This is a genomic window from Blautia intestinalis (assembly GCF_014297355.1).
GTDB lineage: Bacteria > Bacillota > Clostridia > Lachnospirales > Lachnospiraceae > Blautia_A > Blautia_A intestinalis.
The window spans coordinates 57,551-79,321 of record NZ_JACOQE010000009.1 but is presented as its reverse complement, the minus strand read 5'-3'; the positions used below and the strand labels follow the sequence as shown (position 1 = coordinate 79,321).

At 39.4% G+C, this 21,771-nt stretch carries 22 protein-coding genes, 1 tRNA gene and 2 pseudogenes; 15 read left to right on the top strand and 10 right to left on the bottom strand.

All coding sequences use genetic code 11. The features are described from left to right. Window positions 1–201 precede the first annotated feature (201 nt). The 3 genes from trmB (at window position 202) to H8Z79_RS13030 (ending at window position 1,367) form a co-directional block, all read left to right on the top strand. Window positions 202–864: a tRNA (guanosine(46)-N7)-methyltransferase TrmB gene (gene trmB / locus H8Z79_RS13040; protein WP_118040249.1), complete on the top strand. Its 663-nt coding sequence runs from the start codon at window positions 202–204 to the stop codon at window positions 862–864. 148 nt (window positions 865–1,012) lie between these two features. Then, window positions 1,013–1,192: a hypothetical protein gene (locus tag H8Z79_RS13035; protein WP_015540708.1), complete on the top strand. Its 180-nt coding sequence runs from the start codon at window positions 1,013–1,015 to the stop codon at window positions 1,190–1,192. 102 nt (window positions 1,193–1,294) lie between these two features. Continuing rightward, window positions 1,295–1,367, top strand: a tRNA-Lys gene (locus tag H8Z79_RS13030). A 97-nt stretch (window positions 1,368–1,464) separates the two neighbouring features. Here the strand turns inward: H8Z79_RS13030 and H8Z79_RS13025 are convergent. Further along, window positions 1,465–2,328, bottom strand: a complete 864-nt coding sequence (locus tag H8Z79_RS13025) for a LysR family transcriptional regulator (RefSeq protein ID WP_015540709.1) — start codon at window positions 2,326–2,328, stop codon at window positions 1,465–1,467. 185 nt (window positions 2,329–2,513) lie between these two features. On the opposite strand from H8Z79_RS13025, the gene H8Z79_RS13020 reads away from it, so the two are divergent. The 3 genes from H8Z79_RS13020 to guaA all read left to right on the top strand — a co-directional run bounded on the left by H8Z79_RS13020 (window position 2,514) and on the right by guaA (window position 6,033). Beyond that, window positions 2,514–3,203 (top strand): DUF6198 family protein, encoded by a 690-nt coding sequence (locus H8Z79_RS13020; RefSeq protein WP_015540710.1) that lies wholly within the window; start codon window positions 2,514–2,516, stop codon window positions 3,201–3,203. Window positions 3,204–3,419: 216 nt separating this feature from the next. Further along, window positions 3,420–4,127 (top strand): nuclease-related domain-containing protein, encoded by a 708-nt coding sequence (locus H8Z79_RS13015; protein ID WP_118041525.1) that lies wholly within the window; start codon window positions 3,420–3,422, stop codon window positions 4,125–4,127. A 328-nt stretch (window positions 4,128–4,455) separates the two neighbouring features. After that, a complete protein-coding gene (guaA, locus tag H8Z79_RS13010) occupies window positions 4,456–6,033 on the top strand; it encodes a glutamine-hydrolyzing GMP synthase (RefSeq protein ID WP_119246862.1) in 1,578 nt (525 codons plus the stop codon). Between the two features lie 292 nt (window positions 6,034–6,325). Here guaA and H8Z79_RS13005 read toward each other — a convergent pair whose 3' ends face one another. Further along, window positions 6,326–6,856, bottom strand: coding sequence for a helix-turn-helix domain-containing protein (locus H8Z79_RS13005; RefSeq protein ID WP_009247529.1), 531 nt, complete (start codon window positions 6,854–6,856; stop codon window positions 6,326–6,328). Between the two features lie 448 nt (window positions 6,857–7,304). Between H8Z79_RS13005 and H8Z79_RS13000 the strand changes: the two genes are divergently transcribed. Genes H8Z79_RS13000 through H8Z79_RS12985 form a run of 4 tightly spaced genes read left to right on the top strand, consistent with a single transcriptional unit; the run spans window position 7,305 to window position 10,054 of the window. Next, window positions 7,305–7,493: a helix-turn-helix domain-containing protein gene (locus H8Z79_RS13000; RefSeq protein WP_009247528.1), complete on the top strand. Its 189-nt coding sequence runs from the start codon at window positions 7,305–7,307 to the stop codon at window positions 7,491–7,493. Beyond that, complete coding sequence (locus H8Z79_RS12995; RefSeq protein ID WP_009247527.1) at window positions 7,494–8,585, top strand: site-specific integrase; 1,092 nt, start codon at window positions 7,494–7,496, stop codon at window positions 8,583–8,585. After that, the gene (locus H8Z79_RS12990) at window positions 8,575–8,910 is read left to right on the top strand and encodes a plasmid mobilization protein (RefSeq protein WP_009247526.1); all 336 of its coding nucleotides are present in this window, start codon (window positions 8,575–8,577) and stop codon (window positions 8,908–8,910) included. Before H8Z79_RS12995 ends, H8Z79_RS12990 begins: the two co-directional genes overlap by 11 nt. After that, window positions 8,900–10,054 carry an AAA family ATPase gene (locus tag H8Z79_RS12985; RefSeq protein ID WP_009247525.1) on the top strand — a complete coding sequence of 385 codons (1,155 nt, stop codon included), beginning with the start codon at window positions 8,900–8,902 and terminating at the stop codon, window positions 10,052–10,054. The genes H8Z79_RS12990 and H8Z79_RS12985 overlap by 11 nt, the downstream gene beginning before the upstream one ends. Before the next feature lie 313 nt (window positions 10,055–10,367). On the opposite strand, the gene H8Z79_RS12980 is transcribed toward H8Z79_RS12985, so the two are convergent. The 3 genes from H8Z79_RS12980 to H8Z79_RS12970 are packed head-to-tail and all read right to left on the bottom strand — an operon-like array spanning window position 10,368 to window position 12,137. Next, the gene (locus H8Z79_RS12980) at window positions 10,368–10,697 is read right to left on the bottom strand and encodes a hypothetical protein (RefSeq protein ID WP_187002865.1); all 330 of its coding nucleotides are present in this window, start codon (window positions 10,695–10,697) and stop codon (window positions 10,368–10,370) included. A gap of 33 nt (window positions 10,698–10,730) precedes the next feature. Continuing rightward, window positions 10,731–11,444 carry an EcsC family protein gene (locus H8Z79_RS12975; RefSeq protein WP_118041482.1) on the bottom strand — a complete coding sequence of 238 codons (714 nt, stop codon included), beginning with the start codon at window positions 11,442–11,444 and terminating at the stop codon, window positions 10,731–10,733. Between the two features lie 51 nt (window positions 11,445–11,495). Beyond that, complete coding sequence (locus H8Z79_RS12970; protein WP_118041480.1) at window positions 11,496–12,137, bottom strand: helix-turn-helix domain-containing protein; 642 nt, start codon at window positions 12,135–12,137, stop codon at window positions 11,496–11,498. Between the two features lie 219 nt (window positions 12,138–12,356). On the opposite strand from H8Z79_RS12970, the gene H8Z79_RS12965 reads away from it, so the two are divergent. Then, entirely contained in the window at window positions 12,357–12,554 is a 198-nt protein-coding gene (locus H8Z79_RS12965) for a hypothetical protein (protein WP_022431210.1), read from the top strand. Further along, entirely contained in the window at window positions 12,555–13,379 is an 825-nt protein-coding gene (locus H8Z79_RS12960) for a tyrosine-type recombinase/integrase (RefSeq protein WP_225876994.1), read from the top strand. Here the strand turns inward: H8Z79_RS12960 and H8Z79_RS12955 are convergent. The 4 genes and pseudogenes from H8Z79_RS12955 to H8Z79_RS12940 form a co-directional block, all read right to left on the bottom strand. After that, window positions 13,336–13,539: a plasmid recombination protein gene (locus H8Z79_RS12955; protein ID WP_225876993.1), complete on the bottom strand. Its 204-nt coding sequence runs from the start codon at window positions 13,537–13,539 to the stop codon at window positions 13,336–13,338. The two genes, H8Z79_RS12960 and H8Z79_RS12955, sit on opposite strands and share 44 nt — an antisense overlap. 280 nt (window positions 13,540–13,819) lie before the next feature. After that, window positions 13,820–14,197: a TnpV protein gene (locus H8Z79_RS12950; RefSeq protein WP_187002864.1), complete on the bottom strand. Its 378-nt coding sequence runs from the start codon at window positions 14,195–14,197 to the stop codon at window positions 13,820–13,822. A gap of 30 nt (window positions 14,198–14,227) precedes the next feature. Continuing rightward, window positions 14,228–14,599: a plasmid mobilization protein gene (locus H8Z79_RS12945; RefSeq protein ID WP_118041476.1), complete on the bottom strand. Its 372-nt coding sequence runs from the start codon at window positions 14,597–14,599 to the stop codon at window positions 14,228–14,230. Further along, a pseudogene (locus H8Z79_RS12940) lies at window positions 14,583–14,882 on the bottom strand (tyrosine-type recombinase/integrase); the annotation flags it as partial. The gene H8Z79_RS12945 and the pseudogene H8Z79_RS12940, both read right to left, overlap by 17 nt. Before the next feature lie 17 nt (window positions 14,883–14,899). On the opposite strand from H8Z79_RS12940, the pseudogene H8Z79_RS12935 reads away from it, so the two are divergent. The 3 genes and pseudogenes from H8Z79_RS12935 to H8Z79_RS12930 all read left to right on the top strand — a co-directional run. Then, window positions 14,900–16,810, top strand: a pseudogene (locus H8Z79_RS12935) (UvrD-helicase domain-containing protein); the annotation flags it as partial. Beyond that, window positions 16,787–17,773, top strand: a complete 987-nt coding sequence (locus tag H8Z79_RS17310) for an RQC domain-containing protein (protein WP_330607580.1) — start codon at window positions 16,787–16,789, stop codon at window positions 17,771–17,773. The pseudogene H8Z79_RS12935 and the gene H8Z79_RS17310, both read left to right, overlap by 24 nt. A 271-nt stretch (window positions 17,774–18,044) precedes the next feature. Further along, window positions 18,045–20,063 (top strand): ATP-binding protein, encoded by a 2,019-nt coding sequence (locus tag H8Z79_RS12930; protein ID WP_118040968.1) that lies wholly within the window; start codon window positions 18,045–18,047, stop codon window positions 20,061–20,063. Between the two features lie 367 nt (window positions 20,064–20,430). On the opposite strand, the gene H8Z79_RS12925 is transcribed toward H8Z79_RS12930, so the two are convergent. Continuing rightward, a complete protein-coding gene (locus H8Z79_RS12925) occupies window positions 20,431–21,519 on the bottom strand; it encodes a sensor domain-containing diguanylate cyclase (protein ID WP_118040970.1) in 1,089 nt (362 codons plus the stop codon). Window positions 21,520–21,771: the final 252 nt, after the last annotated feature.

The window sequence follows — 21,771 nt, the reverse complement described above, 5'->3', positions numbered from 1 at the left end:
TCATATAATACACCTTTTGTTAAAAAAATACTATAAAAAATTGCACAATAAAGGGTAAAAGACTTACTGTTAAATAGGTGATTTTTGATATTGTGAACAGAGCCTGCAGGTATCGCTGTATAAAAACAGGAATTATGCTTGCCCGATATGAAGGAAACGTGTATGATAATAAACATATTCAACAGGACGGAGAAATAATTTATGAGATTAAGAAATATACCAGGAGCCAAAGATGCCATCACAGAAAGCCCTTATGTAGTACAGAATCCGGCAGAATGTAAGGGGAAATGGGCGCAGGTGTTTACACAGGAGCAGCCGATTCATATTGAAGTAGGAATGGGCAAGGGTCGTTTCCTTATGGATATGGCAAAACTGCACCCGGAAATCAATTATATTGGAATCGAGATGTACGACAGCGTGCTGCTCCGCGCACTCCAGAAGAGGGAAAAGATTGAAGAAGCGGGAGAGAAGCTTGATAATCTGAAATTTATGTGTGTGGATGCGAGACTGCTTCCGGAGATTTTTGAAAAAGGTGAGATTCAGCGTATTTATCTGAATTTCTCTGATCCATGGCCAAAGGCACGCCATGCAAAGAGAAGACTGACTTCACGGGAATTTCTTGCACGTTACAGTCAGATCCTTCCGGACGGGGCGACCGTAGAGTTCAAGACAGACAATAAGGGTCTGTTTGAGTTTTCACTGGAAGAAGTAAATGAGAGTGAAGGATGGAAACTGGTTGCGCATACCTTTGACCTGCATCATCAGGAAGATATGATGGAAGGAAATGTCATGACAGAATACGAGGAGAAATTTTCTTCTGTGGGTAATCCAATCTGTAAGCTGATCGCGGTTTTTCATGAATGAGCGGTTTGTTATTGGGACATTGAAGTATATATATAACAGGAAAGCGCGAAACGTGTGGCGGACGGGAAGATATAGCTCCTGCCTGTTGCACGTTTTTTTTGAATTTAACATATAATATAGGAAGATTTGCATTTCGGGATGGATTTCTATGGGACAAAAAAGATGCAACTGCCGCATGCATGCGCTTATGGCACAGTTCTTTTATGAACACAGGTGCCTGGATGGCTGCTTCCGCAAAGTCCGCAAAAGTGCGGATGAATTATGCAAAATACTGGATTGCATGTCGTCGCCAAAACCGAAAGATAAGGAAAAAAAGAAAGAAAAATAAAAAAACATAAAAAATTATAAAATTTTTCTTGACTTTTTGCCGGGGCTTTCATATAATAGTTTTTGCGTCAGGGAAATCCTGAATGAACAATTTCATAAACATGCGCTTTTAGCTCAGTTGGTAGAGCACCTGACTCTTAATCAGGGTGTCCAGGGTTCGAGCCCCTGAAGGCGCACTAAGAACACTGTTTTTGCAGACGTAGGAGCTGCGGGGACGGTGTTTTTCTTGTTTTTACAAGGGTTTCAGGGGTGTAAGGAGATGTCCCCAAATTATTATTCCCCAATACTTTTGCAGTATTGAAAGAACGATTCCTCCTGCTCGGAGCGGATTCCATATTTTCTTCTCGCGATATAAAATTTTGATTTCCAGATGGATGTCTGTACCGGAATTGCCACAAGATTGTGGAGATGTACAATATCCATGTAAGGCAAAACGGAAATTCCGAATCCGTTTCCGATAAGGCCTGTAATAACTTCTATTTCTTCGGCGGAACACACCGGCTGGATGGTGATTCCTTCTGCGGCAAAAACCTGCTCCTGTAATTTGCGGAAGCCACTTGTCTTGGAAAACATGATCTGTGGGTAGTCTGCAACGTCTTTTAAAGAAATCGCATTTCTTTTTTCAAGAGGATGGCCCTTTGGAACGACCACTGCAATATAAGAATCACGAATGGGATAGTATTCCAGATCCTCGGATTTTAAAAGATCTGAACAAAAACCAATATCGTATTTGCCATCCAGAAGTCCTTCTGAAATTTCCGGTGTCAGGTGGTTGTAAATGACAAAAGGAAATGTTGCACCAGATTCTCTCAACATGCGTGGAACCATGCCTGCCGCCAGAGGATACACCGTACCGATTCGAACTGTTTTTTCCTCCGCCCGCATTCCGGCGGCTCTCTCTTCCATTCGAAGATAAATATCCAGAATATCTTCTACATCAGTCATCAGTTCTTTGCCATAATGACTCAGACTTACATTTCGTCCTTCTTTCTGAAAAAGAGGAACACCATATTCTTCTTCAAGTGTTTTGATTGCATGGCTGAGCCCCGGCTGTGAAATGTTCAGGGCTTTTGCAGCTTTTCCGTAGTGCTGAATTTTGGCAAGCTCGGCGAAGTACTTTAAATATTCAATATTCATATTTTTCTCTTTCTGAAATCTTTTTCTTGTATTATATCATTTATAATTAAAAAATAGAATTGATTTATTCAAAATAATCATTTGTTTTTATGAATTTTTCTATATATAATAAGCACAGTTCCATACAGTATAAAAAGAAGAAAACAACAAATTGTTTTATTATGAAAAAGGAGGAGATGCAAGGTATGAATACGAAAAAAATTCATTTTGCAGGAGAAACAGCGCTGCTACTTGTTTTGCTGATCAATTCACTTGGTGTGGATCTGATGTCTAAAAGTGGGCTGGGGATTTCAACGATTTCGTCCGTGCCGCTTATTTTTAACAATGTATTTCCGATAATTTCCTTTGGAACATGGAATTATATTTTCCAGACATTACTTGTGATCACGCTGATGATTTTGAAACGGTCTTTCTGTCCGGGATACCTGTTTTCTTTCGTGATAGGAATCGGATTTGGAAAAATGATCGACGTTCACAACATCTGGGTTCAGACACTGCCAAACGTACTGCCATTAAATGTGTTTTACTTTATCATGGGATTTTTCCTGATGTGCTTTGGTATCTGCCTTGCCAACAACTGCATGCTTCCGATCATCCCTACAGATATTTTTCCACGGGATCTGTCTGAAATTCTGAAAAAGAAATATAAACTGATCAAAACATCTTTTGATTTGAGCTGTCTGACGACAACAGTTATTTTGTCACTGGTAATTCTCCACAGATTTTATGGGATCGGAATCGGCACAGTCTTTTGTGCATTTCTGACCGGAAAAACAGTTTCGATTATTCAAAAGTTTGTAGGTGAACATATAGAGTTTTATCGGCTGACGGGAAAGAAACGCATGATGTTGGGAAGAAATGTACGACATGCATAAATAACAGAAGCTGCTGATTTTGTATTAAAAAATCGGTGGCTTTTTTAATTAAAAATTTATTATATGTGCTTTGTTGTGTGGGAAAAACTTGTTGTTCTTTTGTTGAGAGGACAGTACAAGTATTGTAAGATAAGAAGGAGTATATTCTCTTTTAATTTGGTTTTGAGAGGTTTCGGGTGAGAAAGTAAAAGTGTTCAGGACAAAGGAGCAAAAAGTATGTATGAAGAAATGATAGCATTATTGATTATTGTCTGTATTATTGTGTGGACGGCCGTTTTAATAAAATATTTGCATGAAAACAAGAAATACAAAAATTCAAGTTACGGAAAACAAAGTAGTAAAAGCTTTTGGAAGACAATTTCAAATCAGGGGGCAAGAGGTGAATACCGAACTTCATTGGTTATTGATGATGCACCATTAAAAGATAAGATGATTTTCAATTGTTACATACCGAACAGAAACGGTGATAAAACGGAAATTGATATGATCATGTTGTGCAACAAAGGAATTTATGTTATAGAAAACAAAAACTATTCCGGATGGATTTTTGGAGATGAAAAGAGTAAGAATTGGTGTGAAACTTTGAAAGGAAAAAAATATTTCTTCTATAATCCGATAAAACAGAACAAAAGTCATATAAAAAATCTGGAAAAGATGCTGAAGGTTGGAGATGAGAAATATATTTCGCTTATTACATTTAATGCAAATGCTAATTTGAAAAAAGTTTCTACGGAAAGTCAGAATGTGTATGTGATTGGCTATAATAAATTAAAGCAATTTATGAAAGATCAGCTGGATAAATCAGATGTATTAACGGATGAACAGATAGAAGAGATATATCAGAAACTTTTGCCGGGTACACAACTCAGTGATGCGGAGAAGCAGGAACATATTGAACGCATAAGGAAAACATATAAAAAGTGATATAAAAAGAAGGAGGGCCGGGCTGTCGTGCCCGGCGAGTATGAAAAAGAAAAATCTATGTAAAAAAGCATTCGCTTTATTTGCTTATTACTATACTGGGAATCTGTGATGAATTTGTGATGAGAGATTGAAGAAAACGTGATAGATTTCTAAAGAACTTCTAAAGTAAAAATAACGTATTTCGAAAAATCTGTCCGGTGGAGGAAATTTGCCGTTGTAAAAGTTCTGTTACTCATTTATAATGAGAAGAAGATTCTAAGTTACCGCGAACAGAGTGCGCGGTAATGATTCTAAAGAGATTTTATAGGGAAAAAACAGGAGGAAAGCCTTGAAAAAAGAATTAGTTATTGTCATTGATTTTGGCGGTCAGTACAATCAGCTTGTTGCAAGACGTGTCAGAGAATGCAATGTATACTGCGAAATCTATTCTTACAAGACCGATCTTGCAAAGATCAAAGAGATGAATCCTAAGGGAATCATCCTTACCGGCGGTCCGAATAGCTGTTATGAGGCAGATTCACCGACATACCAGAAAGAATTATTTGAGCTTGGTATTCCGGTACTTGGACTCTGCTACGGCGCACAGCTTATGATGCACGTCCTTGGCGGCAAAGTTGAAAAAGCAGAGGTCAGCGAGTATGGTAAGACAGAACTTCTCGTTGATAAGACAGATTCCAAAATTTTCGAAAATGTATCCGATAAGACAATTGTATGGATGAGCCATACAGACTACATTTCCAAACCGGCACCGGGATTCGAGATTGCTGCACATACAGCAGACTGTCCGGTAGCTGTTGCTGAAAATGCAGATCAGAAGCTGTATGCGATCCAGTATCATCCGGAAGTACTTCACACAGTAGAAGGTAAGACGATGCTGTCCAACTTTGTACTTGGCGTATGTGGATGTGCAGGTGACTGGAAAATGGACGCATTCGTTGAGAATACTATCAAAGAAATTCGTGAAAAAGTCGGTGATGGCAAGGTACTTCTTGCACTGTCTGGTGGAGTTGATTCCTCCGTTGCAGCAGGACTTCTTTCCAGAGCAATCGGTAAACAGCTTACATGTGTGTTTGTAGATCATGGTCTTCTTCGTAAAGACGAAGGTGATGAAGTAGAAGGTGTATTCGGACCAAACGGTCAGTTTGATCTGAACTTTATCCGTGTAAATGCACAGCAGAGATATTATGACAAACTTGCCGGAGTTACAGAGCCGGAAGCAAAACGTAAGATCATCGGCGAAGAATTTATCCGTATTTTTGAAGAAGAAGCAAAGAAGATCGGTGCAGTAGATTTCCTTGCACAGGGAACTATTTATCCGGACGTTGTAGAGAGTGGCCTTGGCGGTGAATCCGCAGTGATCAAATCCCACCACAACGTAGGCGGGCTTCCGGATTTCGTAGATTTCAAAGAAATCATCGAGCCGTTGCGTGACCTCTTCAAAGATGAGGTTCGTAAAGCCGGACTGGAACTCGGAATTCCGGAAAGACTGGTATTCCGTCAGCCATTCCCGGGACCGGGACTTGGTATCCGTATCATCGGAGAAGTTACCGAAGAAAAAGTAAGAATCGTACAGGACGCAGATTACATCTACCGTGAAGAAGTCGACAAAGCAGCCGCCGACTACAAGAAAGAGCACGGAGTGGATCCATCCTGGATGCCGAACCAGTACTTCGCAGCGCTTACTAACATGCGAAGCGTAGGCGTTATGGGCGATTTCAGAACATACGATTATGCAGTGGCACTCCGCGCAGTTAAGACAATCGACTTCATGACTGCAGAGTCCGCAGAGATTCCGTATGAGGTACTGAACAAGGTTATGAATCGTGTGATCAATGAGGTTAAAGGAGTTAACCGCGTATTCTACGATCTGACCAGTAAGCCACCGGGAACGATTGAGTTTGAATAAATCGAGTTGCTTAAAAAAGCCAGTGTTTATGCGGGTTTCAGCGATTTCGATTAGTCTTTTGATAACAAATTGATAACAGTCATAGCAAGTGCCATTATTCTTGTTATCCAGTGGTTTATGGGTAACGGAACAATTAACAGGTGGCTTGCAGACTAAAGTTCGGAGCTTGGCTCTGAACAAATTCCATATTATAAACTAAGCCCTTAGCTGTGGTTAATAACCATAGTTAAGGGCTTTTTTGTCGTTGCCAAAGCATCTGTAGGGAGCTGCCAGTGGCAGGTCCTGTAGGTGCTTATTTATCTTTCAAGTGGTCTTTGAATGCTTCCACGAGAGCGTCACTTAATTCCTGTGATGGAACTTTTGCCCAACGCTGTGTGGTGTCGAACTCTGGATAATGGTAACGCCAGTTATCGTATTCTTCTCTGTTGATTTCTTCGGAAGATAGCTTGTCTGCCTGTTCTTTCCAAGCATACAGCATTTTGAGGAGTTCATATGCTTCTCTGCCTTTGTCCTTGTTGACCTTTAAGCATACCTCTCCGTCTGCTTCACTGACAGTAAGACCGTAAATATCTTCAAGGGTAAACAGAGTGTGCATAAGACCGATATAGCTGTCTATGTCAGGAACATCAAGAGCCTGTGGAGAAACATCAAGCACCTGTGCCAATGCATTTGTAAGGTCTGCTTTCGGTTTGCGTGTACCAGTTTCGTACTGTGCCAAACGCACATCAGCACTCTTTTCTGGAAAACCGATTGCTGTACCGAGATACTTTTGTGTCATACCACGCATTAGTCTGAAAAAATGTATTCTTTCGCTGATAGCCATAATGATACGCTCCTTTTATATTTAGTGAAATAAGTATAGCAGAAATGTTTAGTGGAAGTCAAGAAAAACCGAAACAAAAATGTTTAATATTTTCTTTGCAACCACTTGACAATAGCAAATATGTTTAGTAAAATAAATTACGAATTAAACAAATATGCTTAATGCGACAACTGAATGACCGTCCGAAAAGCCAAACCGCCAAGACCTCGTCGGAGCAAGTTCCGTATCGTTCGCTTGTGTGCAAGCACAAAAGCTCATTCGCTGCACTGCTCCTCCTCTTCCCCAAAAGTCTCCGACTTTTCGGAAACCCCTATACGAGCGAGCGCCTGATGTACTGCGGTGCATTGGGACAGCACAGCGCCTGCCGACAAGCAGGAGTGCCTGTTGGAACTTTAACACGGAGAAAGCGGCAAGCAAAAAATTATTTTAAGAAAGGAAGAAAAAGGATATGGAAAACAGATTTATCCGAGCCGAAGATGTGGCTCAGGAACTAAACGTATCAAAACCTTATGCATATAAACTCATCAGACAATTAAATGAGGAATTGAAAGCAAAGGGCTTTATTACGATTGCAGGGCGTGTAAATCGCCAGTATTTTTACGAAAGGCTCTACGGAGCAGGAAAGGGGGAAATGTAAATGCCGGTATTTAAGAATGAAGATAACGGTACTTGGTATGTGATGGCAAGGTATGTGAACTGGAAAGGGGAACGCAAGCAGAAATGCAAGCGTGGCTTTGCTACCAAACGAGAAGCACAGGAATGGGAAAGAATGTTCAAATTGCAGACTTCTTCAGACCTTGATATGAGTTTTGAAGCCTTTACGGAGCTTTATATCAATGATGTGAAGAACCGTTTGAAGGAAAACACGTGGCTTACCAAAGAGCATATCATACGCACAAAGATACTTCCGTATTTCGGGAAACTGAAAATCAGCGAGATTTCCACAAAGGAGATTATTACTTGGCAGAATGAAATGCTTGCCTATCGTGATGAGAAGAAAAAGCCTTATTCACAGACGTATCTGAAAACGCTGCACAATCAGTTGTCCGCCATTTTCAATCACGCTGTCCGCTACTATGAACTGCGTTCCAATCCTGCGGCAAAGGTGGGAAATATGGGACGTGAGGAACACAAGGAAATGCTGTTCTGGACAAAGGAAGAATACAAGAAATTCTCTTTTGAGATGATGGACAAGCCTGTTTCCTTTTATGCGTTTGAAATGCTTTACTGGTGCGGTATCCGAGAGGGCGAGCTGTTAGCTTTGACTCCGGCAGATTTCAACTTTGATAAGGAAACAGTCACAATCAATAAATCCTATCAGCGTTTGAAAGGGCAGGATGTGATTACTTCTCCGAAAACGAAAAAGAGCAACCGCACGATTAAAATGCCGAAGTTTCTGTGTGAGGAAATGAAAGAATATCTCGGTATGCTTTACGGATTGAAGAAGAAAGACCGTATCTTTACGGTGACGAAAAGCTATCTTCATCACGAGATGGACAGAGGGGCAAAGGCGGCAGGCGTGAAGCGTATCCGCATTCACGATCTCCGTCACAGCCACATTTCACTCTTGATTGATATGGGCTTTTCTGCGGTGGCGATTGCTGACCGAGTTGGTCACGAAAGTATTGATATTACTTATCAGTACGCACACCTCTTTCCGTCAAAGCAGATTGAGATGGCAGAAAAATTAGATGATTTAGGGAAAGGAGATTTTGAAAATGTCAGCTAAGAACAGAGATAACAAAAATCGTTGGAGGAATATCACAGTAGGGTTTCGAGTATCGCCCGAAGAAAACGAACTCATTAACAGAGCTGTAGCTCTATCAGGATTGCCAAAACAGGAGTATTGTTACCGCCGTTGCTTAAATCAGGATGTGGTGGTACAGGGCAATCCGAGAGTGTATAAGGCGTTGAAAACGGAATTTGCCACAGTCCTTGCGGAACTGAAAAGGATTGAAGCAGGAAAAGGTGTGGATGATGAACTGCTGAGTGTAATAGAACTGATTTCCATTATTCTCGGCGGTTTGAAAGGAGAGGATGCGAATGGAGAATAAAAAAGAAATGACTATTCCAAATGTATCTGCGGCAACAGATGCGGAACAGTCACTTTCCAAATGTACTGACAATAGTATAGTCAATCAGGATACGGATTTCAAGGGGTACGAGCAATCTTTTGAAGAAATGCAAAGGGAAATACTCAGACAGTTAGACCCTTCCTATCTGAAAACAGTATCAATGACAACGCTGTATGATACGGTGTTTGAGGTTCAGACACCACTTATCGACGGTCTGCTCCAAAGGGGAACTTACCTTTTCGTAGGTTCCCCGAAAGTGGGAAAGAGCTTTATGATGGCACAGCTTGCCTATCATATCAGCACAGGCACACCGCTTTGGGAGTATAAGGTGCGTAAGGCAACGGTGCTTTATTTTGCCCTTGAAGATGATTACCCACGTTTGCAGAAGCGATTGTTTCAGATGTTCGGTGCAAAGGAGACAGGCAATCTGTATTTCGCAACGGAATGTAAAACGGTCAATGGCGGACTGGAAGAACAGATAAGAGGGTTTATGAGGGAACACCCAGACACAGGCTTGATTATCATAGACACCTTAAAGCGTGTGCGTGAAGCAGGCGGAGCAGATTACAGCTACGCAAGTGATTATGATGTTGTGGCAAGGCTGAAAGCGTTGGCAGACAGTTACAAGGTTTCAATGCTTATTGTTCATCATACACGCAAACAAAAATCGGAAGATATATTCGATATGATTTCAGGCACGAATGGTCTGATGGGTGCGGCAGACGGTGCATTTGTTCTCAGTAAGGACAAGCGTACTTCCAACAATGCCACACTTGATGTTGCTGGCAGAGACCAGCAGGATATGAAAATCCATCTTGTAAGGGACAGCGAGCGATTGGTGTGGAACTTTGCAAAATCGGAAACGGAGATGTGGAAAGAACCGCCCGAACCTCTGCTTGAGAAGATAGCGGATACGCTCTTTTCGGAAAGTGACAGATGGGAAGGAACTGCTTCGGAACTTTGCGAAAGGCTTGCGGTGGATATAAAGCCGAATGTACTTTCTTTAAGGCTCAGTATCAACGCAAGCAGGCTGTTTCGTGATTACGGTATCCGTTATCAGAACAGCCGCACACACGACGGAAGAAAGGTTTCACTTTGGAAAGAAACCGAGCAGACGGCGTGACAAACGGTGTCAAAGGTGTCAATGTTTTTGAGAGCAGCACGCTGTGAAAAACATTGTCACCATCGTCACACTTTGACACCGGATAAAGTTTAGGGGAGTGTGCAGAGAGTGCCTTTTCAAAGGCGGCTCTTTGGTCTCGCCTGCTGGCTCGGTCGGTTCGCAGGCGTGTGTGCCACCGGCACACGCTCACCCCTCGGAGAGCCTTCGGAGAACGCAAAACCTGTTTACAGGTCGCATTTTTGATGGGTGTACCCGTCAAAAGTGCTTTTGCGTTACTTTTGACAAAAGTAACAAAACCTGAGAATGTTGAAATTTACAGATGGGAGATGAAAAAATGCAGAGAACGATAAGTGCAATGGTCGGTAAAGGCTCGGTCAATCACAATAGCCGAAAGTTCCGAGCAGAAAATGTAGACGGAAACGATATATCCACAATATCCTAAAAATACTGCCAATGGCACAGCTGCAATGACAGTTAATATTAAAAGTACTGTAAAAATAGCTCCATCACGATTAAATTTCTGTATAGCTTCTTTGCTAATTTCTTCTTTCATAGTAGTAATATCTCCTTTGATTAGTTGATCAAGGCTTAATATTAAACCTATAAATTGAAATAATGTTGAGTGCCATTCAGCTGATGTCATGGGCAAGATACCTCCTTTTATAATTTGTGCGTACTAAGAATTGCTTTTATCTGCGGGTGTTTCAATGTTATCTATATCTACGTCTATAATTTCATCATCGTCTTTATCGTCTAAAGCACTAAAATCCCCTTTAATAAACATTTTGTATGCTCTGTTTGCAATAACTTTGGTTTCTACTAAATCAAATCCCCCACCAATGACACCGCCAACAACAGGCACTAATTTAACAATATTGATAATACCTTTTTCTCCAAATTTGGTTAAGAATCTAAATCCTACCTTCTGATTGATTTTTGTTAATACAGTACCGGGAATCTTTTTTACCATGGCAGTAGTAAATTTAGTTCCAAATTTTATGCCGGCTTGTTTGATTATTTGATCAATAGAAATGCCTGCAAGACAAGCATAAACTAATGTTTGTACCTGATCGCTATTAGTATCATAACCACCCATATATGCAAGGCAGGCAATCATACGCATTTGAACATACATCACACTGCTGACATTTGCAGGAATGGCAACTGGTAATGTAATAAGTCCGCCTAATCCGGTTACAAATCCCGAAGTTGTACACTTTGCAACTTGATAATTTATAAATTGTTTTGCTGCTTTTTCTATTGAATTATTTTTCGATAAGTAATCGTTGGCTAAAACATCAATAGGTTGACTTACTTTAGGGATGCCGTTTATGGATTTTGCATATAATGTATCTAATAGTTCCATTATTTGATTTTGATTCATTTCCATATGTAGAATTCTCCTTTATCTTTTTTAGAGGCAATGTAAATTACGCGAAGGTTACTCCTTCTTCGGTTTCCTTTTCCTCTTCACATATGAGAAATCCGGAAACAAGTCTTTTAACAATTCAGCAGTTTCTTCTGCATCGTCATCTTTATCCATATTCTGAACAAGTAGCTGGTCGTCATCATCAAGATTTAACGATACAGTATATTCTTTATTTGGATCTGTCGGGTTTATTGGGTACTTTACTTCTTTGAGATAGTATTCTGTTTCTGATATTTCCCCATCTTCCAATTTTTCCCGTAAACGTGCCCAATACTCAACCATCTTTCGGAAGTTCTCAAGGTCTTCCTGTGGACGGGGACCGGCACTTGGAAGCCGCTCTTCAAATTTGAAGCATACTTCTCCATCTTTCATAGTGGGGCGTAGTCCGTATGCCCATTCAATGTCAAATAATACATGAAGTGCGCTGAATATATTGGTAACATTAGGGTCAGATAATGCATAAAAGCTGACCCCTAGATTGTTTGCAATATTTAATAAAGTTGCTTCATCTGGATATCTGTTTCCAAGTTCATAGTTTCGGATGGTGGATTCGTTTAATCCACATTTATCTGCTAATTCCTTTTGCGTCATGTCAGATGCAATTCTGAAATTTCGAATCAAATAGCCTACCCTACTGGTGAATTTTTCGCCCATTTTAACTGCTCCTTATTTGTGGAATGAGTGTTGTAGCATGCATGAAGATACGAGGTAAAAAACATGCATCTGCATACATTATATCATCAACAGTGCAAAAGTGAAATGTTTTTTGCGAAAAGTATTGACAGTACAAAAGTGAACTGTTAATATAATGTACATCATAACCGTTCAAAAATGAACTGAATAATAAAAACGAAAGAGAGGAGGCATTAGCTTATGGAGAACAAGAGATTTTTAACAGCACAGGATGTCATGGAAATGCTGGGAGTATCATTATCGTATTCCTATAAACTGATACGAAGGTTGAATGCAGAACTTGAGGCTGATGGATTCGTGACAATAAAAGGACGTGTCAGTACACAGTATTTTATGAAGCGAATCTACGGGCTATCTACGGATAAGGAGGTGGGATAGATGGCGGTTATCAAGAATCATAAGACCGGAATGTGGGAGGTGAGAACCTATTATAAGGATTTGACCGGAGCAAGGAAACAGAAAACCAAGAGGGGATTTGCCAAGAAGAGCGAAGCCCTTGAATGGGAGCGGAATTTCAAACTGAAAGAGAACCAGAGTATCAGTATGAGCTTCAAAAGTTTTGTGGATATTTATCTGACGGATTTAGAATCAAGAATAAAGCGCAATACTTTTCTGACAAAGAAGCACATTATTGAGACAAAGATTCTGCCTTATTTCGGGAAACGAAAACTGGATGATATTAGGACTTCGGATGTCATCCAGTGGCAAAATGAGATTATGATGCTGAAGAAGGATAATGGGGAGCTATTCTCCCCTACCTATCTGAAAACCATCCATAATCAGCTCAGTGCCATATTAAATCATGCGGTAAATATGTATGGTCTGAAAGATAATGTGGCACGAAAAGCCGGAACTATGGGGAAAGAAGAAAATAAGGAGATGGAGTTCTGGACACAGGAGGAATTTCAGGCATTTTTGGAGTGCGTGGCAGATAAGCCTATTTCCTATTATGCATTTGAAATGCTTTATTGGACAGGCATTCGTGAAGGTGAGCTGCTTGCCTTGACTCCAGCGGATTTTAATTTTGAAAAGAAAACACTCCGGATTAACAAGTCATATCAGAGACTGGAAGGCAAAGATGTGATTACAGACCCGAAAACTCCAAAGAGTAACAGAACCATTGTCATGCCGGATTTTCTTGCTGTAGAGATGGAGGATTTTATAAGCAGCCTTTGCGTTTCTGTTTTGCATTGTATTCCTTAAGCGCCTTATCAAACAGTTTATGATATGCCTGTTTAATATCCTCATGGATAAGAGTGATATTATTTGGAGTGCGGCTGGCATCTACATTGTCAGCTATAAATCTTCTCGTGTTGTGCCCGATGGAACCTTCCCCATTCATGAAACTGATTGTTCTTTCCATTCTCAAAATCCTCCTCTTTTGGTATGTATACAGGCACCTCCTTCTTATCCGTAATAAGTGCCGGATACGGCACGAAACAGCAGATTTCCCTGGGAAGGTTTTGTTACTTTTGTCAAAAGTAACAAAAATGCAGAACCGCAAGCGGGTTTTGCGCTCCTCGCCGGAGTGGCTATACGGCTCTTCGATCCGGATAAAACTCCCTTACGGGAGTTTATGAGCCGCGGATACGCGGCATATCATTTACCATTCACAAATCCATTTAATATCTATGCCGGCTCCCCTAATGAAAACAGTTCACCACATCGTGCAGAACTACTTCCTCTGCTATCATTCTTGCCTGATTTCGTAGCTGGTACATTTCCACAAAAGAATTCGCATGCTTTGGTTTGTGTTTACGCAACCACTCATTTTCAATATCTTCGAGCAATTCATAAGCCACTTCATTTACCTCGGTTGCTTTATCATGTAATTCTCCAAATCGAACCAAACTTCTGTATCGCTGCGGATATTCATTCTGTATGTAATCCATCCACATACGACCATATTTTCCAACATCTGTACTGTTCTCCTCCCCACCTAATGTAATCAACGGATAAAAAATGCCGTCTTTTTCTATGTATTTCACACCTAATTTTTCAAATAATGTTTCTTCGCTCATAACAGTCACTTCCTTTATGCAAAATATTTGTTATTCCTCATTTGATACTGTAAGTTGCTTCATATCTGCCAATGTTCTCGGTTGTTCCTTGAAGCCTTCCAATATTTCCAGCATGGAGCGGATGGGAGTAAGTAACTCCCCATCCATGTCCGATGCCTTTTCTATCCTCTCAAGCTCGTGCTCAATCCTTTGCAGGTTCTGCCGGAATTGCACCAGCATCAACGGATTACCAGTGGCAACCACCTTTTGATGAAGAACACTCTGGATTATATAATCCTGCTTGGTACGAAATCCGCAGAGCTTCACTCTGTTATTCAGATTCTCGTTTTCCTCCGGTGACATGCGGAATGCTATTGTCACATTCCGCCATCTGTTTTTATCATCTCTATTCTTTTCTGACATTGACTAACGCCTCCCTTTCTGTTTCCAGTTGTGATGCCATATCCGTCTGCACCGTTGGAAATAAATGTGCATAATGATATGTGATATCTACCGCCTCATGTCCGACTCTTTCACCTATTGCCAATGCAGAAAATCCTAAATTGATTAGCAATGAAATGTGCGAGTGTCGCAATCCATGAATCCGTATTCTCTTCACTCCCGCAAGCTTTGCACCTCTATCCATCTCGTGATGCAGATAACTTTTTGAAATAGTGAAAATTCTGTCATCATCCTTTATTCCATAACTCTCTTGCGGCAAAGGTTAAATATCTGGTGGAGAAACAACATATTGATCCGTCACAGATTTTAATAATTTCTTTTACAAATAAAGCCGTGAATGAGCTGCGGGAACGAATTAATAAAGACTTAAATATTCCCTGTCCGATTGCAACATTTCATTCGGCAGGAAATGCGATACTTCATAAGAATGATCCGCAGAATCTTAATATCGTAGATTCTAATAAATTGTTTTTTTGCATACAGAGATATCTGAAAGATAAAATTTTGCGTGATCCGGTTATGGTGAAGAAACTGGTATTGTTCTTTGCGTCATATTTTGATGCGCCTTATGAAGGTGATGATATTAATGATTTTTTTAACCATGTGGCACATGCAAATTATGCGACTATGCGAAGTGAACTTGAAGATTTTCGGACAGAAGTAATAGATCGTAAAACACGAAATAAAGTAACAATTCAGAATGAAGTAGTACGTTCTTATCAGGAAGTAGAAATTGCTAACTTTTTCTATCTTAATAATATTGATTACGAATACGAACCTGTATATAAATATAATATTATGCTGTCCCGTAAACCGTACACTCCCGATTTTATTATCCGTCAGAATGAGCAGGAGATATATATTGAACATTTTGGAATTACAGAAGATGGTCACAATTCGCTTTATACTGAAGAACAGTTGGAAATGTACAAAAAGGCAGTAAATGATAAAATCCTTTTTCATAAAAAACATGGAACAACACTTATTTATACATTTTCTTCTTATAAAGATGGACGAAGCATTTCTGCACATCTGGAAGAGAAACTGCTTCAGCATGGAATTGAACTGAAACGCCGCTCTGATGAGGAAGTGGCGAAAAAATTAGTATCTTCGGAAGAAAACAGATACATTAAGAGATTGATTATACTGGTATCAAATTTTATTCGAAATTTCAAAGTAAATGGATATGATGAAGATGACTTTGCGGTATTGAATCAGAAAACAGATAATGTAAGAACAAAATTATTTCTGGAGATCAGCCAGGCATGTTATCTGGAATACAAAAAGTGGCTGATCGAAAATCATGCAGTGGATTTTGAGGACATGATCAATGAGTCTGCCCGTGTTTTAAATAATGTAAAGGAAATGAAGCAGAAACTGGACTTTAAATATCTGATTGTTGATGAATATCAGGATATTTCGCGGCAGAGATTTGATCTGGTTAAAGCTTTTTCGGAAGTGACATCAGCAAAGGTTATGGCGGTTGGTGATGACTGGCAATCTATTTACGCATTCAGTGGTTCGGATATCACTCTTTTTACAAAATTTGAAGAAAAGATGGGATATGCCAGACTAATGAAAATTGTTCATACATATCGAAATTCGCAGGAAGTCATTGATATAGCGGGGAATTTCATTCAGAAAAATACTTCACAGATACGTAAAGCCCTCATTTCACCAAAGCATATTGAAAATCCTGTGCTTATTTATACATATGACAGTACAATGAAATCTCCGAATGCGAATAGAAGAAGTGGGGCAGATTATGCAATTGCTTATGCAGTGCAGACATCGCTGGAACAGATTATAAATTATGCAAAAAAAGATGGAAAAGATCCGTACAGTTTAAAAGTACTGTTGCTGGGAAGGTTTGGGTTTGACGGACAGCGTCTGACCAGAACCGGTATGTTTGAATATATTAATCGGGGATCGAAAGTTAAGTCAGTAAAACATCCGCAGATGAATATTACCTTTATGACGGCGCATGCGTCCAAGGGATTGGGGTATGATGAGGTAATTGTAATTAATGGACGTAATGAAACTTATGGATTCCCATCAAAGATTGAAGATGATCCTGTTTTGTCACTGGTTGTAAAAGAGGACAGGAGCATGCAGTATGCGGAAGAAAGACGCCTTTTTTATGTGGCGATGACTCGAACAAAAAACAGAGTTTACTTTATAGCTCCGGAGCAAAATCCATCAGAGTTTCTTCTTGAAATTAAGAAAGAATATAAAAATGTTTCACTTTGCGGGAACTGGTCAGAAGAGCCGATTGTTTTGGAGCGAAAAAGATGTCCGGTATGTGGATTTCCCATGCAGCTCAGATACAAACCGGCGTATGGACTGCGCCTGTATATTTGTACAAATGAACCTGAAGAATGTAGTTTTATGACAAATCATATTATGGGTAAAAAGCTGGGAATTATGAAATGTCCCGACTGTCAGGACGGATATTTGATTGTAAAATTCAGCGAGAACAGACAGTATTTTCTGGGGTGCACGAATTATCAGAATAATGGAAAGGGGTGTAATAAAACATTATCTGCAAAAGAATATTACAAGCTTATGGGCTATGATGTTACTGAACTGGACTGGCTACCCAAAAAGGAAATAAAGAAAGAAAATGGGAAACCACAGCAAAAAACAATTGAATATGGAAGCCATAATGAGCAACATAAAAATGATAACTGGGAACAGAAAATTCTGGATAAAAATGCGGATTCTGAAAATAGCCGCAAGAAGCATCCGAAATATAAAGGTCACAGCTTGTTTGAAATTATTGAAACGATCATGAATGCATTGGTTCATATAAGTGAAAAGAAATATTTTGGTGTGTCGATACTGACTGGAGTTTTGCGTGGATCAAATGCGGAAAAAATAAAAAAGAACGGATTGGACAAAGTAAAAGAATATAATGCATTATCATATTTGACGGGAGAAGAAGTTACAAGACTGATCTACTGGTTGATTGGACGTCATTATATCGTTAAGACCACCGGGCAATATCCGGTTCTCCACATTACAAATGAAGGATTGAAATATGCGGAACTGTTTACACCAAGAATTGCGGGAAATCTTCGGAAATGGCTGGAGACAGAAGCGGACAGACGGTTATTAGATGAGCAGGATATTTGATTTTCAGTCAGAAAAATGGCTGAAAAGCAATACGGGGAAGACATATCAAGATGCAATCGACGTATATTACAAGATTCTGGAAAATAAGAAAAAAGGGAAAACAAAATAATAAGTTTTTTAAAAACGAAAATAACCGTATAGCTGTAAAAAACCACGTTGAATGTTACAGCTTTTTGTGTATACTAGAAATAGCAGAAACAATTTGATAAATTTTAGAAATAAACCAGAAAACTTAAAGTCATTTAAGTCTTTTTTAGAAAGAGGGAATCGCATGGATGATTTTAAAAAACTCACAGAACAACTTTTGAAAATATATATTAATGCGGAATCAGTAAATGATTTTGGGATAGAAAATTATTTTGATGAAAATATCAGTCTGATTGGAACTGGGAAACATGAGTTATTCGCGAATCTACATGAGTTTTTAGAATCATTTAAATTTGATGTAAAACGAAGAGGTAAAATCAGACTTGAAGTAAGGAATTTACATCAGGAAGAAGAAAGACTTGATGAGAATCATGTTCTTGCACATGGAACAGTAGATTTTGTTGGTCTGTTTAAAGATGGTTCAATCTGTTTTAAAATGGAGACAAGATTTACGATTATCTATAAGTGGACAAATGGGAAATGGCTGGTTCAGCATCTGCATCAGTCGATACCAGATTTGGAACAGATGGACGGTGAAGAGTTCCCTGTTACATTGGGAAAGCAGGTGAAAAAAAACCGGCAGGCGCTTCATGCATTAGGCACTGCCTATTATCATATCTCAAGGCTGAACTTGAAAACAAAGAAGATCGAACTAATCAAAAAATCCCGGGAAATGTATTTGGATATTAAAGATAATACTGCAGATTGGGATCCTCAGTTCGAGATTATCGAAGATATTATAGCAGAGCCATTTGTACAGAAGTATATAGATTTTTTTGATATACAAACCATGGCGGCACGGCTTCATAATAAAGAATCTATGTCTTCGGAATTCAAAAAGAAGGATGGCTCATGGTTTCTTTCCATGATTGTACCTCAGAGCTATGATAAAAATGGAAATATTATATCTGTGCTGATTGCGAACCGAGATGTGACAGACGAAAAACTGCGCGAATTAAAACAAGAGGAAGAATTGCGGGAAGCTAAATTAAAAGCAGAATGTGCAAATAAAGCAAAATCATCATTTCTGTTTAATATGTCTCATGATATCAGAACTCCTATGAATGCAATCATTGGCTATGCAGAACTGGCATCCAGACATTTGCAGGAAACAGATAAACTTGGCAGATATCTTGAAAAAATTCAAATATGCGGAAAAGAACTTTTGGCGATGCTTGGTAATGTTCTGGATCTTGCAAGAATTGAAAATAATAAGGTTGAAATGGAATATACTGTTTCGAATGTTCATGAGTGCTTTGAAAATTGTATCATTATGTTCCAACAACAGGCAGAAAGTAAAAGTCAGACACTTTCTCTGACAGAACAGATTATGTATCCGTATGTATATATGGATGCACCGCACCTGTCAGAAGTTTGTCTTAATATTATAAGCAATGCAATAAAGTATACAAATACAGGAGGTACTATATCCTGTAATGTTGTACAGAAATCTTGTGAAAAAGAAGACTGGTGCAATATGATCATTACCATTACCGATAATGGAATTGGTATGTCTGAAGAATTCCAAAAGCGTATTTTTGAAACTTTTGAACGAGAACGTAACACTACATTAAGCCATATTGATGGCAGTGGCATTGGAATGGGCATTACAAAAAAGCTTGTAGAGCTCATGGATGGTACAATAGAAGTGAAAAGTAAGCAGGGTGAGGGCTCCCAATTTACAGTAACTATTCCTTGCAGAAAAGCGTCAGAGGACGATTCTCTGGCGAAGAAAAATAGTAATCAGTGCAATAAAAACTGCCTGAATGGTGTTCGGATTTTATTGGTCGAAGATAATGAGATCAACACGGAAATCGCAACGGAACTATTGACGGAAGAAGGATGTATTGTTGAGACTGCCAATGATGGTGTTGCATGCATTGATATGCTTGAAAAAGCTGATGCTGATTATTACAAGATGATTCTTATGGATATTCAGATGCCGGTTATGAATGGATATGACGCTACATTAGCTATCCGAAAGATGAAGGATACGAAAAAAGCCAGAATCCCAATTATTGCGATGACTGCCAATGCTTTCGCAGAAGATACACAAAAGGCCCTTTCTGTTGGAATGAATGCTCATGTTGCAAAGCCTGTTGATATGAACATTCTTGTGCCAACAATGATGAAATATTTGTAACTATTCAGAAGGTAGTATCCCGCGAGGTGTTTTGGCATGTTTTTTGCCAAAATCCCGAGACATATAAGGCAAAATGCCATCACCGAAGGTGATTTGGAATGCATTTTGACTCGTAACTGTGAGGGTACTGAACAGTTACAAATATTTATAATAGACAGATTTAATGAAAATGTACAATATAATACAAAAAAGTTTCGTCGGCAAATCAGCCGTACTATGTGCAGGGATATTTGTGGCTTTGGGAATGTGGATGATATAAATGAGAATTATCTTTCAAGAAGGAAAAACAAAAGAAAACCTCTTCTACCGACTTATTCATCCGCCGGAAAGAAGAGGTTTGATTTTTATATAAAATTATTTCGTTTTATTATGTTCTCATATATATGTGATATCCATCTTTGCCATTCTGTTTGGTTTCATACAGGGCCGTGTCGGCATTTTTGTAAAGATCCATATAACAGTTTCCGGCTTCCGGGACGAATGCAATACCAACACTGATCGTGACATGATTTCCGTTCATTTCCTCAAAAGGAAGACTACGGACATTCTCAATCAGGTTTTTAACGCGTGCCGAGGCGATTTCTTTTGATTCGATGTTTCTCATATAAATGACAAATTCATCACCGCCGATTCTTCCGATAATATCATCTTTACGGAAATGGCGGAAAAATGTTTTGGCAAGTTCATGAAGAACTGTGTCACCGGCAGCATGACCATACCGGTCATTGACGTCTTTGAACTTATCTACGTCGAGAATGACAAAAGTACCTTTTTCATCAGGCATCTGTGTCAGAATTTTATTAATATGTGCTTCGGTAGCGCGTTTGTTGTAAGCACCGGTCAGTCCGTCATAAGCAATGATCTCCCCATTCTGGTTAACGATCAGGCTGTATCCGGAATTATCAAATACATCATTAAAAAGCATACGGCTTAGAGCGGTTACATTATAGGAACCCCCAAGTACAGCGATGACATTACCATTTTGATAAACGGGGATGCCAAGGATTACGCGGGTTTCTTTATCTACGCTGCTTTCAAGTGGATCACTTAAGGTTTCGTTTCCCTGTATAGCTTCCTGAAAATATCGTCGCTGTGCAACGTTTTTTTCGGCTCCGTTATCATAATGAGCGGTGCCGTCTGTTTCAATCAGTGCTGTTCGTTCAAAGTCTGTATTTTCTGCCATGGAAACGAGAAGTTCCATATTTTCATCGGACAGAAGCTCGGAAGATTTCCCCATCTTATCTGCGATACTGTTCAGAAATCCATAATGAATCTGAAGGATGGAAAGAACGTGATTGCTTTGGTGCGAAACAGTACTTGTCATAATGTTCTGTGAGTTGGTAGCAATAGAGTTCTGTACTTTTACCAGAAAAATACTGAGGCTTACTGTCATTGCACAGATAAATATCAGAATTGCAGTAATGTAATTAAATGCATGATTCAGCTTTTTTTTCATATTCCTCCCTCCTTCGTTTCCTGTAGGATTTGGATACTTACAGTATAAATGATTTTCGGCTGTAATGCAAAAAGAATTACCAAATCTGTCTTTGCCAAATGAGGGAAAAGTTACTGTTCACTCCGTTCACAGCAACTTGGTCAAAATCCATTCCAAATCACCTTCGGTGATGGGATTTTGCCCCGTATGTCTCGGGATTTTGCCATATTCATGGCAAAACACCTCGCGGGATATTACCTGTGAACAGTAACA

What these genes read in the sequence shown, in the direction of transcription:
- H8Z79_RS12945 (WP_118041476.1), bottom strand. Translation starts at nt 14,599, where the DNA reads ATGTCAGAAAAGAATAGAGATGATAAAAACAGATGGCGGAATGTGACA.
- H8Z79_RS12960 (WP_225876994.1), top strand. Translation starts at nt 12,555, where the DNA reads ATGGCGGTTATCAAGAATCATAAGACCGGAATGTGGGAGGTGAGAACC.
- H8Z79_RS13025 (WP_015540709.1), bottom strand. Translation starts at nt 2,328, where the DNA reads ATGAATATTGAATATTTAAAGTACTTCGCCGAGCTTGCCAAAATTCAG.
- H8Z79_RS17310 (WP_330607580.1), top strand. Translation starts at nt 16,787, where the DNA reads ATGACTCGAACAAAAAACAGAGTTTACTTTATAGCTCCGGAGCAAAAT.
- H8Z79_RS13005 (WP_009247529.1), bottom strand. Translation starts at nt 6,856, where the DNA reads ATGGCTATCAGCGAAAGAATACATTTTTTCAGACTAATGCGTGGTATG.
- H8Z79_RS13000 (WP_009247528.1), top strand. Translation starts at nt 7,305, where the DNA reads ATGGAAAACAGATTTATCCGAGCCGAAGATGTGGCTCAGGAACTAAAC.
- H8Z79_RS12950 (WP_187002864.1), bottom strand. Translation starts at nt 14,197, where the DNA reads ATGAGCGAAGAAACATTATTTGAAAAATTAGGTGTGAAATACATAGAA.
- H8Z79_RS12925 (WP_118040970.1), bottom strand. Translation starts at nt 21,519, where the DNA reads ATGAAAAAAAAGCTGAATCATGCATTTAATTACATTACTGCAATTCTG.
- H8Z79_RS12965 (WP_022431210.1), top strand. Translation starts at nt 12,357, where the DNA reads ATGGAGAACAAGAGATTTTTAACAGCACAGGATGTCATGGAAATGCTG.
- H8Z79_RS12990 (WP_009247526.1), top strand. Translation starts at nt 8,575, where the DNA reads ATGTCAGCTAAGAACAGAGATAACAAAAATCGTTGGAGGAATATCACA.
- H8Z79_RS12980 (WP_187002865.1), bottom strand. Translation starts at nt 10,697, where the DNA reads ATGACATCAGCTGAATGGCACTCAACATTATTTCAATTTATAGGTTTA.
- H8Z79_RS12975 (WP_118041482.1), bottom strand. Translation starts at nt 11,444, where the DNA reads ATGGAAATGAATCAAAATCAAATAATGGAACTATTAGATACATTATAT.
- H8Z79_RS12985 (WP_009247525.1), top strand. Translation starts at nt 8,900, where the DNA reads ATGGAGAATAAAAAAGAAATGACTATTCCAAATGTATCTGCGGCAACA.
- H8Z79_RS12955 (WP_225876993.1), bottom strand. Translation starts at nt 13,539, where the DNA reads ATGGAAAGAACAATCAGTTTCATGAATGGGGAAGGTTCCATCGGGCAC.
- H8Z79_RS12970 (WP_118041480.1), bottom strand. Translation starts at nt 12,137, where the DNA reads ATGGGCGAAAAATTCACCAGTAGGGTAGGCTATTTGATTCGAAATTTC.
- H8Z79_RS12995 (WP_009247527.1), top strand. Translation starts at nt 7,494, where the DNA reads ATGCCGGTATTTAAGAATGAAGATAACGGTACTTGGTATGTGATGGCA.
- H8Z79_RS13020 (WP_015540710.1), top strand. Translation starts at nt 2,514, where the DNA reads ATGAATACGAAAAAAATTCATTTTGCAGGAGAAACAGCGCTGCTACTT.
- H8Z79_RS13035 (WP_015540708.1), top strand. Translation starts at nt 1,013, where the DNA reads ATGGGACAAAAAAGATGCAACTGCCGCATGCATGCGCTTATGGCACAG.
- trmB (WP_118040249.1), top strand. Translation starts at nt 202, where the DNA reads ATGAGATTAAGAAATATACCAGGAGCCAAAGATGCCATCACAGAAAGC.
- H8Z79_RS12930 (WP_118040968.1), top strand. Translation starts at nt 18,045, where the DNA reads ATGGATGATTTTAAAAAACTCACAGAACAACTTTTGAAAATATATATT.
- H8Z79_RS13015 (WP_118041525.1), top strand. Translation starts at nt 3,420, where the DNA reads ATGTATGAAGAAATGATAGCATTATTGATTATTGTCTGTATTATTGTG.